The sequence below is a fragment of the Vreelandella venusta genome (genome assembly GCF_044809155.1).
Lineage (GTDB): Bacteria > Pseudomonadota > Gammaproteobacteria > Pseudomonadales > Halomonadaceae > Vreelandella > Vreelandella venusta_B.
On sequence record NZ_CP085241.1, the window covers coordinates 2,144,044 to 2,157,268 of the forward strand.

General features: G+C 57.8%; 11 protein-coding genes. 9 read left to right on the forward strand and 2 right to left on the reverse strand.

What is annotated here, in order from left to right; translation table 11 throughout:
• Nucleotides 1–39 precede the first annotated feature (39 nt).
• From LG301_RS10105 to LG301_RS10115, 3 genes are read left to right on the forward strand one after another with little or no spacing between them, the layout of a single operon-like run.
• Nucleotides 40–705 carry an ABC transporter ATP-binding protein gene (locus LG301_RS10105; protein WP_404471031.1) on the forward strand — a complete coding sequence of 222 codons (666 nt, stop codon included), beginning with the start codon at nt 40–42 and terminating at the stop codon, nt 703–705.
• Complete coding sequence (locus LG301_RS10110) at nt 702–3,179, forward strand: FtsX-like permease family protein (RefSeq protein ID WP_404471032.1); 2,478 nt, start codon at nt 702–704, stop codon at nt 3,177–3,179. The genes LG301_RS10105 and LG301_RS10110 overlap by 4 nt, the downstream gene beginning before the upstream one ends.
• Nucleotides 3,176–4,327, forward strand: coding sequence for a lipocalin-like domain-containing protein (locus tag LG301_RS10115; RefSeq protein ID WP_404471033.1), 1,152 nt, complete (start codon nt 3,176–3,178; stop codon nt 4,325–4,327). The genes LG301_RS10110 and LG301_RS10115 overlap by 4 nt, the downstream gene beginning before the upstream one ends.
• A gap of 79 nt (nt 4,328–4,406) precedes the next feature.
• Here the strand turns inward: LG301_RS10115 and hemN are convergent, their stop codons facing one another.
• Nucleotides 4,407–5,792, reverse strand: coding sequence for an oxygen-independent coproporphyrinogen III oxidase (gene hemN / locus LG301_RS10120; RefSeq protein WP_404471034.1), 1,386 nt, complete (start codon nt 5,790–5,792; stop codon nt 4,407–4,409).
• Between the two features lie 431 nt (nt 5,793–6,223).
• On the opposite strand from hemN, the gene LG301_RS10125 reads away from it, so the two are divergent.
• The 6 genes from LG301_RS10125 (at nt 6,224) to LG301_RS10150 (ending at nt 11,952) form a co-directional block, all read left to right on the forward strand.
• Nucleotides 6,224–8,677 (forward strand): DmsA/YnfE/YnfF family dimethyl sulfoxide reductase, encoded by a 2,454-nt coding sequence (locus tag LG301_RS10125; RefSeq protein ID WP_404471035.1) that lies wholly within the window; start codon nt 6,224–6,226, stop codon nt 8,675–8,677.
• A gap of 10 nt (nt 8,678–8,687) precedes the next feature.
• On the forward strand, nt 8,688–9,305 hold the full coding sequence (locus tag LG301_RS10130; RefSeq protein ID WP_404471036.1) for a DMSO/selenate family reductase complex B subunit: 618 nt from the start codon (nt 8,688–8,690) through the stop codon (nt 9,303–9,305).
• A 1-nt stretch (nt 9,306) separates the two neighbouring features.
• On the forward strand, nt 9,307–10,149 hold the full coding sequence (locus LG301_RS10135; RefSeq protein ID WP_404471037.1) for a DmsC/YnfH family molybdoenzyme membrane anchor subunit: 843 nt from the start codon (nt 9,307–9,309) through the stop codon (nt 10,147–10,149).
• Nucleotides 10,150–10,157: 8 nt separating this feature from the next.
• Nucleotides 10,158–10,754, forward strand: coding sequence for a Tat proofreading chaperone DmsD (dmsD, locus tag LG301_RS10140; RefSeq protein ID WP_404471038.1), 597 nt, complete (start codon nt 10,158–10,160; stop codon nt 10,752–10,754).
• Nucleotides 10,751–11,299, forward strand: coding sequence for a 4Fe-4S dicluster domain-containing protein (locus tag LG301_RS10145; protein WP_404471039.1), 549 nt, complete (start codon nt 10,751–10,753; stop codon nt 11,297–11,299). Before dmsD ends, LG301_RS10145 begins: the two co-directional genes overlap by 4 nt.
• A 206-nt stretch (nt 11,300–11,505) precedes the next feature.
• Nucleotides 11,506–11,952 carry an Rrf2 family transcriptional regulator gene (locus tag LG301_RS10150; RefSeq protein ID WP_404471040.1) on the forward strand — a complete coding sequence of 149 codons (447 nt, stop codon included), beginning with the start codon at nt 11,506–11,508 and terminating at the stop codon, nt 11,950–11,952.
• Between the two features lie 6 nt (nt 11,953–11,958).
• Here LG301_RS10150 and LG301_RS10155 read toward each other — a convergent pair whose 3' ends face one another.
• The gene (locus LG301_RS10155) at nt 11,959–13,170 is read right to left on the reverse strand and encodes an NnrS family protein (RefSeq protein ID WP_404471041.1); all 1,212 of its coding nucleotides are present in this window, start codon (nt 13,168–13,170) and stop codon (nt 11,959–11,961) included.
• Between the last annotated feature and the right edge of the window lie 55 nt (nt 13,171–13,225).

Genomic DNA, 13,225 nt, shown 5'->3' on the forward strand with positions numbered 1-13,225 from the left:
TGCTATATTAGCCGCTAAAGACCCTCAAGGAGAGGCACCATGCTAGCCCTGCAGCACATCAGCAAAACGTTCAGCACGCCGCAGGGCGAGATTCATGTCCTCAACCAAGTTAATCTCACGCTTCAGCCAGGAAGTAGCGTGGCGCTAATGGGCGAATCGGGTAGCGGTAAATCAACGCTGCTCCATCTGGCCGCCGGGCTAGATACGCCGGATCAAGGCAGTGTCATCATCAACGGGCAAACGCTTTCTGGCCTAAAGGAGTCCGCACGTTCCGCGCTACGTCGTCAGCAACTGGGGCTTATCTTTCAACAGTTTCATCTGGTACCCAGTTTAAACGTTGCCGATAACCTGCGGCTTCAAGCACGGCTTGCAGGGCGCGAAAACCCCGAGTGGAGTCAGCACCTGCTAGAACGCTTAGGACTTGCCGGGCGAGAAGCGAACTACCCAGAACAACTCTCCGGCGGCCAGCAGCAGCGTCTTGCGATTGGCCGTGCGTTGGCTGTTCGCCCGGCGCTGCTCTTAGCCGACGAGCCTACGGGCAACTTGGACGAGCAAACGGCCGATACAGTGCTTAACCTGCTGTTAGCACTCGTTAAAGAGACGCAGTGTGCCTTACTCATGGTGACGCATAGCGCACGCGTCGCCGCGCCTCTCAGTCGCACCTACCGGCTTCACCTCGGCCAACTGCAGGAAGTGTGCGCATGATAGGACGTGTGCTGATGACGCTGCTGAGCCACTACAAGCGCCACCCTGCACAACTTGTCATGCTGCTGGTGGGGCTTTGGGTGGCCAGTGCCCTATGGAGCAGCGTTCAAGCGATTAACGCCACAGCAAAAGAGAGCTATGCCCGTGCCAATGCGCTCTTCAGTGCTGAGACTGACCAGCTCGACCGCCGCGATGGCAACCCGCTAACCGTTGATGACTATTTAACGCTACGTCGCGCAGGCTTTCCCGTTTCGCCGCTGTTAGAGGCCTCCTTCACACATAATGGCACCCGCTTTACCGTGCTGGGCATTGACCCTTTAACACTGCCCTCTTCAGGTGCAGAAGGTGGCTCTTTAAACGATTTCATCACCCCTCCTTGGCAAACACAGCTAGCGCCAGACACCTTGCCGTCACTGGGGCTTAACCGCGAGGAGGCCACCGGCGCAACGCCTTCGGTTGCCGGACAAACGCTACCGCCCCTGACGCTGCGTAACGATCTACCGCCTGACACGCTCATCATGGATATTGCTGCGGCGTCTAGTCTGTTTGGAGAACAAGCGGCACTGAGCCTGGCTACCGCCCCAGAAGCGCTTGATCAGCCGCCCGACGGCTACCAGATAACCCGTGCAGCCAATCTCGCGTCACCCGAACAGCTTACCGATAGCTTTCATCTAAATCTGATCGCTTTGGCGCTACTCTCGCTGGTAGTCGGGTTATTTATTGTTCAAGCCGCCTTAGGATTAGCCATGGAGCAGCGCTTGGCCTCGCTGCGTACGCTACGCGCCCTTGGCGTCCCTGCAACGACATTAACGCTCGCAATCCTTATGGAGCTGCTCGTCTTTGGGGTACTCGGCGCCTGTCTTGGCCTTATCAGCGGACTCTGGCTTGCTGGGAAACTGCTGCCAGACGTGGCGAGCACTATTTCCTCGCTCTACCGGGCGGATGTTCAGCAGTCGTTATCGCTCCCCTGGCACTATTGGCTCGGGAGCGTCGCGATTACCCTGGGTGGCCTATTACTTGCCGGCAGCGGAACCCTGTGGCGCGCAGCACGATTAAACGTATTGGCACTCGGTCACGCCTACGCGTGGCGCAGCGGCTACCAGCGCCAGCTCATGCGTATGCTAAAAGCAGGTGGTTTAGCGGCGCTGCTCACCCTTGGGCTAGCATTCTGGCTAAGCAGACTGCCCGCGGGCAGTGGGCTGGTGGTGAGCTTTAGCCTCGTGGCAGCGCTGCTGCTGACCTGCGCCCTGTGTTTACCCCCACTGATGTACGGCGTGCTTCACACCCTGCAAAAAAGTTTTCGCCGCTTCGCCCTAGTGCAGTGGGCAATCGCCGATATGCAGCTCCAGCTACCCCGTTTATCACTTGCCATGGTGGCACTGCTAATTGCACTAGCCACGAACCTGGGGGTGAGCAGCATGGTCGGCGGTTTTAGGCTGACGTTTTTAGAGTGGCTAGACCAGCGCCTAAGTGCACCGCTGTATATCAATGCCGTGCCCTCGACGTTAGCGCCGCTCAACGAGTGGCTGCTCACGCAAGATAGCGTGCTTGAAACGCTACCCACCGCAAGAGGCAGTACGGAACTGCTGGCCACGTCTTCCGCAGCAGAAAAGCAAAATATTCCAGGCACGGTGACGCTGTTTGGCGTAAACCCCTCGCCGCTGTTAACTGCTAACTGGCCATTACTGGACACCCACGGCGATACCGACTCCGCTTGGCAAGCATTCAGCAACGGCAGCGTCTTTATCAACGAGCAAATGGCAATAGCCCGCGCCCTGGTACCGGGCGACACCATGACACTCGATACCCAAAAAGGCGCTGACCGTTTTAAGGTAGCCGCGATTTACCCTGACTACGGCAACCCCCAACAGCAGGTACTGCTCACGGTAGAGGCACTAACACAGCACTTTGATGGGGAGCTAGCCTCCATCGGTGCTGCCCTCACTGAGAGCACCGATGAGCGCCAATTTCGCCAGTCCCTGATGGATGAATTCAACCTATCTTCTGAGGCGCTGGTGAACCAGCACGAGGTAAAGCAGGTCGCTACCCAGATTTTTGAGCGTACTTTTAGTATTACCCGCGCCCTTAATGGGCTAACGCTTGGCGTTGCCGCCCTGGCGCTACTCGCAACGCTGCTGGCCCAGGCGCATCAACGCCAGCGCCAGCTAGCCGCCCTTTGGGCGCTCGGCGTTCCTCGCGCCACGCTGGTAACGCTGCCGTTAATTCAGCTGGGCGGGCTTGCGCTTTTAACGGGCCTGATTGCACTACCCCTGGGCATCGCCATTACCTGGCTGTTGGTAGCGGTAATCAACGTCGCCGCCTTCGGGTGGCGGCTTCCACTGCAGCTATTCCCGCTGGATATCGCCACGATGCTGTTAACAGCCCTGGGCGTTGCCCTGCTGGCGGCTGTATTGCCCTGTCTTCAACTCTGGCGCACTTCGCCTCGCGCCCTGCTCAATGAGGGCGATACATGAACAGACCGCGTTTAAGCATCCTGTTATTCAGCGCTATAGCGCTTATAAGCCTTATCGGCTGCAGCGAAGGCGGCATTGAAAGCGCGCCACCTGCCCAAGAGGGCTTTGCTGGACTTGGCGCACAGGCCGATGGGTTTGTCCACGCCAACGCTGCTACGCCGCTGGTGTTTCCTGACGATCACAGCCCGCACCCTGATTATCGTATTGAGTGGTGGTACCTCACCGCCAACCTTGAAGATGAGACGGGCGAACCGCTGGGGCTGCAGTGGACGCTCTTTCGCCAAGCACTCATGCCGCCCCAGGAACGCCCCACCCCAACGCCCTGGGCCAGCGACCAAGTATGGATGGCGCACATGGGCATTTCACAACACGCTACCCACCTCGCTGCGGAACGCTTCGCACGCAGTCATAGCGGCCAACCCCAAGGGCAAGCTGGGGTAGTCGCCGCTCCTTTTCAAGCGTGGATAGACGACTGGACATTCCAAAGCCCCTCAGATGAAAACTTTGAGCGCTTCTCCCTAACCGCCTACAGCGGTGAAGGCGACGATCGTTTTGGCTATGAACTTACCCTGCAGGCAGAAGGACCGCTGATATGGCACGGCGAAAACGGATTTAACGCCAAAACCGTGGAAGGCCAAGGCTCTCACTACTACAGCCAGCCCTTTTTAACCGTTACAGGCAGCGTGACGCTAAACGGAGAAACCCACGGGGTGCAGGGCAGCGGCTGGCTAGACCGCGAGTGGAGCAGCCAATTGCTGACCCCCGAGCAGACCGGCTGGGACTGGTTTTCGCTGCATTTAAACGACGGCCGCAAGCTAATGGCTTACCGGCTACGAGGCGGGGGTGAAAACGGTGGCGACTACCTGTTCGCTCACTTGTTCGATGCCGAAGGAACCACTCAGCAAATAGGCACAGATATTCTTTCCCTCACGCCCCTGTCCACCGCAAGCGTGGCTGAGCGAGAGATTCCCACCCGCTGGCAACTGACACTCCCCTCCGCGGACATTGATGTGACCATTGAGGCGCGCCACCCTAACCGCTGGATGCCGACTAGCGTTCCCTACTGGGAGGGCGACGTGACAGTACACAATACCCAGACCCAAGAAGAGATCGGCGTTGGCTATCTTGAAATGACGGGCTATGAGTAGCGAGTGTCATTTGCGACGGTGGAACAGCACGTCAGCCACAGCATCATCTATTCAGAAAAGCTGGCCGCCGCTTTGAACATCATACAGTTCGCGAGTAACGGCTCTCGGTTGGTGCTAGGTAGGCATCAAACGCCATGGCGAGATTGCGGATCATTAATCTCCCTGCAGGTAACACTTCAATGTCACTGTCACGCAAGGCAATCAGCCCATCCTCCGCCATCTCTTCCAAACTTGTTAATGCACTTGCAAAGTAAGTGCGAAAGTCGATGTTGTGACGCGCTTCAATAGCGGCAAATTCAATATGTCCATGACACATCAGAGTATTGATGACATCACGACGCAAGCGATCATCGTCGCTAAGCCGATAGCCTCGGAAAACGGGCAAGCGCTCCTCATTCAAACGGTGCTGGTACTGGGCCGTTTCTTTGACGTTTTGACTGTAAGTATCTCCCACCTTCCCGATAGACGTGATTCCCAGCCCAATCATGTCGCAGTCGGCGTGGGTGGAGTACCCCTGGAAATTACGCTGCAACGTGCCGTTTTCACGGGCCAAGCTTAGCTCATCATCCGGCAAGGCGAAGTGATCCATGCCGATGTATACGTATCCCGCGGCGGTCAGGCGCTTAATCGTAAGCTCTAGCAGCTCCAGCTTACGCTCTGGCGGCGGCATATCCTCAGGGCGAATTAACCGCTGAGCCTTGAACAGTTTGGGGAGGTGAGCGTAGCTGTAAGCGGCAATGCGGTCCGGCTGCAGGTCAATAATCTTGGCCAGCGTGGTATCGAAACTCGCTACCTTCTGCAGCGGCAGTCCGTAGATCAAATCTACACTGACCGATTCAAAGCCGGCATCGCGCGCCGCTTTAACCAGGGAGACCACCTGTTCTTCGCTCTGGACGCGATTGACCGCTTGCTGCACGTCGTGATCGAAGTCCTGCACCCCGAAGCTCAAGCGATTGAACCCCAGTGCGAACAGTTCATACACCTGTTCGGGAGTCACCGTGCGGGGGTCCACTTCTAACGAGAACTCCCGCTCTTCGGGCGCAGCAAAATGGAAGGCCTCGTCCAGCGCTGCCATTAGTTCGCCTAGCTGAGCGTTACTCAGGTAGGTCGGGGTGCCGCCTCCCAGGTGTAGCTGAGTCATTCGCCGAGTGCTATCGAATAGCGCCCCCTGTACGTGAATCTCCTGCTTTAGCCACTGGAGATACTCCGCCGCCCGCTCGGTGTTATGGGTAATGATCTTGTTGCAGGCGCAGTAGTAGCAGAGGCTTTTGCAGAAAGGGATATGCACATAGACCGACAGCGGCTTTGGTTCTTCAGCCTGATTACTACGTTCAGCGGCACTGCGGTAGTCATCCTCGGCAAACGCAGCATGAAACTGCGGAGCGGTAGGATAAGAGGTGTAGCGGGGCCCCGGCCTGTCGTACTTTTCTACTAGGGGGCGGTTGAACAGCTGCTCATCGAACATAATCGGGCAAGTCCCTGAGAAAGGTCGCTATCTGATAGTGGACGCAGCAAAGCGCTGGTTAATATTCATACGATATACGTTTTAAAGCCTCCCTGCCTCATCCCAGATGGCAGCCCGGTACAGCACCATGACCTATGTCAAAGAGCGGCAATAAATAGGCAACTAAGGTGATTAGGCTTTCGGTTTAAACCGAAGGCTGCCAGCGTAGCGTTGTAACGCGCTTGCCGACATCTCCTGCCGGTGGTCTGGTCATAATGCACTTTCGGCCATGGGTTACCGCCAGCTTGTCTTGGCGTAAAGAGTTTCAACCCAAACAGCAGAGAAAATCACTTATAAACAAGGAGTAAGTGAGTAAAGCTTGACGCGGGACAACTCTAGTTCCGGCTCCAGCTCTATAGTGAAATCACAACTTTCCTACAGGGGCATCGGCAATGGAAAAAGAGTCTTCAAATAGTCTTTTCCACCAGGCTTTAAATCCGAAAATTAGCCGCAGGGACGTATTGAAGACCGGCTCCGCCGGCACCCTGGCGCTGGCAGCAGGCTCGATCCCGCTTCCCTTCGCATCGTCTGGGGCTTCTGCTCAGGCGGCTCCGGCAACTGCCGCCGAGGAGCGCGTAGTATGGAGCGCCTGCACGGTTAACTGCGGCAGCCGCTGCCCCTTGCGCATGCATGTGCGCGGCGGCGAAATCACCTGGGTAGAAACCGACAATACCGGGTTGGACGAATATGGTGACCACCAGGTTCGCGCGTGCCTGCGTGGCCGTTCGATGCGCCGTCGCGTTTATAACCCCGACCGACTGAAATACCCCATGAAGCGTGTCGGCGCCCGTGGCGAGGGCAAGTTCGAGCGCATCAGCTGGGACGAGGCCTATCAACTGCTTGCCGACAACCTCAAACGTATTATCGCCGAGTACGGTAACGAGGCCATCTATCTTAATTACGGCACCGGCACCCTGGGTGGCACTGTCACCAAGTCCTGGCCACCCGCCTCGACGCTCGTGGCACGCCTGATGAATCTTTGCGGCGGCTACCTCAATCACTACGGTGACTACAGTACCGCGCAGATCGCCTCGGGGCTCAATTACACCTACGGCGGATGGGCCGCCGGTAACAGCGTTTCCGATATCGCCAACACCCGCCTACTGGTGATGTTCGGCAACAACCCCGCTGAGACCCGCATGAGCGGCGGCGGCGTGGTGTACCACCTAGAGGAAGCCCGGCAGCGCTCGAATGCTCGAATGATCGTTATCGACCCACGCTACAGCGACACCGCCGGTGGCCGCGAGGACGAATGGGTTCCTATCCGTCCTGGTACCGATGCCGCTTTAGCAGCAGGCCTAGCCCATGTGCTGATCAGCGAAGACCTGGTCGATCAACCGTTCCTGGATCGCTACTGCGTCGGCTATGACGAGCGAACCCTGCCCGAAGGCGCCCCGGCCAACGGCCACTATAAGGCCTATATTCTCGGTGACGGCCCCGACGGTATTGCCAAAACGCCCGAGTGGGCCTCGCGCATCACCGGCATCCCCGCCCGGCGTATCGTCCAACTTGCTAGGGAGATCGGCTCAACCAAACCTTGCTACATTGTTCAGGGCTGGGGGCCGCAGCGTCACGCCAACGGCGAGCTAATATCACGCGCCATCGCCATGCTGGCGATTCTCACCGGCAACGTCGGCATCAATGGCGGCAACAGCGGTGCCCGCGAAGGCAGCTACGCCATTCCCTTCGAGCGCTTCCCCACGCTGGAAAACCCCATCGAAACCAGCATCTCCATGTTCACCTGGACCGATGCCATTGCCCGTGGCCCGGAGATGACCGCCACCCGCGACGGCGTACGTGGCAAGGACAAGCTCGATGTACCGATCAAGTTCATCTGGAACTATGCCGGTAACTGTCTGGTGAACCAACACTCCGAGATCAACCGCACCCACGAGATCCTCGCTGATGACACGCTGTGCGAGATGATCGTGGTGATCGACAATCACATGACCTCCTCGGCGCGCTACGCCGACCTCGTTCTGCCCGACCTAACGACTTCCGAGCAGATGGACTTTGCGATGGATGGCAGCGCCGGCAACATGAACTACCTGATCTTCGCTGATCAGGTCATTCAACCGCTGTTCGAGTGCAAGTCGGTCTACGAGATGTGCAGTGAAATAGCCGCGCGCATGGGAGTGAGCGAAGCCTTCACCGAAGGACGCACTCAGGAGGAGTGGCTGCGCCACCTGCTGGCAATAAATCGGCAGCGCGACCCCGATCTGCCCGATTTCGAGGCGTTTCGCGAAATGGGTATCTATAAGCGCCAGGACCCCAACGGACACGTCGTGGCCTACCGCGATTTCCGGGCCGACCCGGAGGCTAACCCGCTTACCACACCCTCCGGCAAGATCGAGATTTACTCCGAGGCGTTGGCCAAGATCGCCGCCGAGTGGGAGCTTGAGGAGGGTGACGTCATCGACCCCCTACCGATTCACGCTTCCACCTTCGAGGGATGGGATTCGCCGGAGCGGGCGCAATACCCGTTACAGCTGATCGGCTTCCACTACAAGTCTCGTACTCATTCCACCTACGGCAACGTGGCGTTGCTCAAGGCCGCCGCCCGCCAGGAGATGTGGATCAACCCCATAGATGCCCAATCCCGCGGGATAGCCAACGGTGACAACGTTGAGATCTACAACGAGCGTGGCCGGGTACGCATCGCCGCCAAAGTCACGCCTCGCATTCTGCCCGGCGTGGTGGCCCTCGCCGAGGGCGCCTGGTACGCCCCCAACCGCCAGGGCACGGATCAGGCCGGCAGCATCAATGTATTGACAACGCAGCGACCCTCGCCGCTGGCCAAGGGCAATCCTTCACATACCAACTTGGTCGAAGTGCACAAGGCCTGAGGAGGGCGTCATGACGCAATACGGTTTCTATATAGACTCCAGCAAGTGTACCGGCTGCAAGACTTGCCAGCTGGCCTGCAAGGATTACAAGGATCTCGATGTTGAGGTGGACTACCGGCGCATTTACGAATATGCCGGTGGCTCCTGGCAGGCCGATGGCGACACCTGGCAGCCGTCGATCTTCTCCTATTATCTGTCGATGGCCTGCAACCACTGCGCCGCACCGGCCTGTGTACCTGTCTGCCCCAGCGGCGCCATGCACAAGCGCCACGAAGATGGCTTGGTTGTAGTGGATACCGATATCTGCATCGGCTGTAAATCCTGTGCCATGGCCTGCCCTTACGGCGCGCCCCAGTACAGCGCGCGCAAGGGCCACATGACCAAGTGCGATGGCTGCTATGAACGCGTCGCTGAAGGGCTAAAGCCGGTCTGTGTGGACTCCTGCCCTCTGCGAGCGCTGGATTTCGCCCCCATGGAGGAGCTACGCGAGCGTTACGGCACTCTCGCCGAAGTGGCGCCGCTTCCGTCAGCTTCTTTGACTGGCCCCAGCATCGTGATTAAGCCGAACAGCAATGCCCGTCCGGTGGGTGATACCACCGGTTCTCTCGCCAATCCCAAGGAGGTGTGACATGGGCTGGCACGAACTTCCCCTGGTGGTATTCACCGTTCTGGCACAATGTGCCGTAGGCGCTTTCATTATGCTCGGCGCGCTGATGCTCACGGGGCGGTTAGAAGAGGCGTCGCTGCGCCGTCTCAATCGCCCGATGCTGATCATTTGGGTAATGATGGGCTTGGCCTTCGCCGCTTCAACACTGCACCTGGGGTCACCGCTGCGAGCACCCAATGCATTGCTGCGCCTGGGTGGCTCTTGGTTGAGCAACGAAATCTTTTTCGGCAGCCTGTTCTTTGCCCTCGGCGGGCTGTTCTGGCTGTTAACGCTGCTCGACAAGGGCGCGCCACTACTGCGCCAGATACTCCTTGGTATTGCCATGCTGTTCGGTGTCGCTTTCATGTACGCGACCATTCGTGTCTACATGATACCCACCGTGCCGACCTGGAATACCCCCTTCACGCCGCTGAGCTTTTTCCTGACCAGCGTCATAGGCGGCGCTTTGCTCGCCCAGGCACTGCTCAGCTTGAGCGGCCAGGGGCACCGCCCGCTGGCAGGCCTACTGCCGTGGCTGGGCACCCTGGCGATAGTGGTGGCGCTCGGCACCAGCGTGGCCCATGCCATGAGCCTGGCGGGCATTCAGAGTTCTATTCAGTCGGCGGTCGATCTGGTGCCTAACTTTCAGAGCCTGCTGCTCATCCGCATGACACTGCTGGCCGCCGTACTGGCGTTGTGGCTGTTCGCCCTGCGTAGCGCCCAGCATCAGCCGCTGATGCTGGGCGCAAGCTTTGTGCTGCTGCTGACGGCAGAAATGCTGGGGCGTAATCTCTTTTATAACCTGCACATGACCGCCGGGCTGTGAGACATTCTATGCAATCAATCGCCCACTCCGCTCGTCTGCTTGGCGCCTGGTTCTACTACCCGCCGGGCGCATCGGCCTTGGAACAGCTGGATCAGCATCTTAATGACGGCAGCTTGGCCGCGGCATGGCCCTACGCGGCGGGAGCACCGCTGCTCACGACACTAAGCGAGGCACGCCAGCAGCCACTGCTCGAAGACGCTTACCAGCAGCTGTTCATCGGCCCCGAGGCACTCGCCGCACCGCCCTGGGGGTCGGTCTACCTCGACCCCGAGCAAGTGTTATTCGGCGATTCGCATCAGGCACTCAAGCATTTCCTAGAGCAAGAGACGGGGCTGGCGCTCGCGACCGCCCAGCGCGAGCCGCTCGATCACTTCGGCCTTCTGCTGCTGCTTCTCGGACAGTTAGCGCTGGAAGAGCGCGAGGATGGTGTCAACCGCCTGCTCGGTGAGTTTCTCCTCCCCTGGAGCTGGCACTACCTTGAACAGCTGGAGAAACATTCTCCCCACCCCTTCTATCGATCCCTGGCACAGCTGAGCGCAACAACCTTGAGCCAGTGGCAGGTGGAGCGGGGTGTCACCCCCATCCCTATGAGGCTCTACCGATGAGCCGTATCGATGAACGCTACCTGCGTGCCCACCTGAACCATACTCATCTCAGTCGCCGGGAACTGCTACGGGGATTGCTGCGCCCGGTCACTGCGTCTTTCGCCGTGACATCCTCTCCACGCCAGCATCGTGAAATACCCCGCCCTCCCCAAGCTCAAGAGGAGGCACTCTTTGCCCAGCTATGTAGCGGCTGCGGTGACTGTGTCTCGAACTGTTCCAACCAGATCATTAGCATGGAACATGGACTGCCGCGCCTAAACCTAGAGCACAACCACTGCGACCTATGCCTAACTTGCACAGCCGCCTGCGAGACACGCGCTCTCGCACCTGACCTACCGGCCACAACTGGACTCGTACCAGAGTTCAACGATAATTGTGTTTTGAGCTATGGCGAATCTTGCACGTCGTGTCAGGAGGCGTGTCCCAGCCAAGCCATTACGCTGCCTTCCACAGGAGTGCCTAACGTGGCTACAGATCAGTGTCAGGGATGCTCCCTGTGCGTTCAATCCTGCTACGCCTCGGGCTGCTATATGCAAACCCTGTGAGTTTAGACGTGCCCTTAAGCGTTTTATCCCGCTACTCTTAAAACGTTCACTTAACCAAGTAGACTAAGCAAATGTAAATACGCCTGTCATGGGCCTATTTACTCTTTAATGAATGCTCTCATTGCAACCCACTGAACATTCATACAACATGCCTTTTATGGCTACACCACTTATAGCGGGATTACTTTCGGAGCAATGTAACCTCCATGCATCTCACCCGATTCACTGATTATTCGATACGCATATTGATCTTTCTTGCTGCCAAGGGAGAGCACCGCTCTACGATTCATGAGATTGCCGAAACGTTTCATATTTCACGCAATCATTTAATGAAAATCGTTCAGGAACTGAGCCAAAAACAGTATGTAACAGCGATTCGCGGCAAGAACGGCGGCTTACTCCTGACCCGCGATCCCGCCACCATTGTGTTAGGCGAGCTGGTGCGAGAAATGGAGCATGACATGGCGCTAGTGGAGTGCTTTCATAATGATAACGCCTGCATCATTACGCCAGCCTGTCGACTTCAACCGATTCTTAGGGATGCTTTGTCCGCTTTTCTAGAGGTACTCGACCACTACACACTGGCTGATTTACTGGGCAGTGAACAACCTCAGTTAGCGCGCCTCATGCGCATTCCTACCGTCAGCACTTAGCACTCACTATCCCTCCTTGCCGTCGACGCGCGCCTGCATCAACGGCAACGTGTAGTGCACGAGAAAGATGCCATAGGCCAAACACCATAAGATGATGCTGAGCGTGTAAATCCAGTGGGTGACCTGAGGCAACAGCGCCAACACAGGTGAGCGCAATAACGCGGCCACCAAGATGAATCCCAGCGCTATACCAATGCCCGGCAACGTGCGTATTGGCCGACCGGTATGACCGAGCGACACTCTGGCCATCATCGCTAACATCATCACGCCCATTCCCCCAATGCTTAGGGCATGAACCGCAAGCTCAGTGCGTATTAGCCCCATCAGCGCTAACACCCACATGACAAGCCCTAACGGGATAAAGGCATAGCTGCCGTGCAACCCCCATAGCAAGGGTTCGCGCCAGCTTTGCAGCCCACCCCAGCGCGCCATGCGAAGCGTGTTGGCCAATGCTGCTAAGACCATCGCCCCACCTATTAACACCGTAGGTACAGCAACGCCCAGCGTGATGGCCAACTGCAACAGTACGACACTCACCGTACTCGCCAGGGTAACACCTTCAAGTACGGGAATAGGCTCTGGCTTGGGCCGCCCCAAACGATTGGCGGTAAACATGGCAATCACCCGCCCGCCTACAATGGTCATCAAAAGCGTAATCAGCAGCACGGCTAAGTAGGCAGCTTGGCGAATCAGCTCCGCATCGCCATTCATCAACCCCAAGTGCATCGCCAGATTTGCCATCGCAAACAGCGCCAGCACAGGGATGAAGATCAAATTACGCCAGCGCTTCGCGGTGATCACCAGTTTCACCATAACAATGGCAACCACCGGCAGAAACACAAGGTCGACCATCAGTACTAGCCAGCCCGGTAACGCCATGGGAAAGGCCATTAGCAGCCGGCCCAACAGCCACAACGCCACTAGCGCCAGCAGCGGCCCGCCGCTCAAGCTTGGAAGTCCGGTCCAGTTGCGCACAGCGGTGAGCAAAAAGCCTGCGACCACCGCCGCGGCAAAGCCGAACAACATTTCATGCTGATGCCAAAAAATTAGGCCGCCATAAGGGTGCAACAGCATATTGCCGTGCCAGAACGCTAACCACACCAGCAGAGATACCACGCTGAACAGCGCCGCCAGCAGGAAGAAAGGCCGAAAAGCCAGGCGCATCAATGGCAAATGCTGAAGCGTGGAGGCAGGCTGGGATGAGGTGGTCGTGGGCATGGCATAATCCCGACTGATTTACTTGGAAATATCATTGTGCGCCCCGCCACCATCG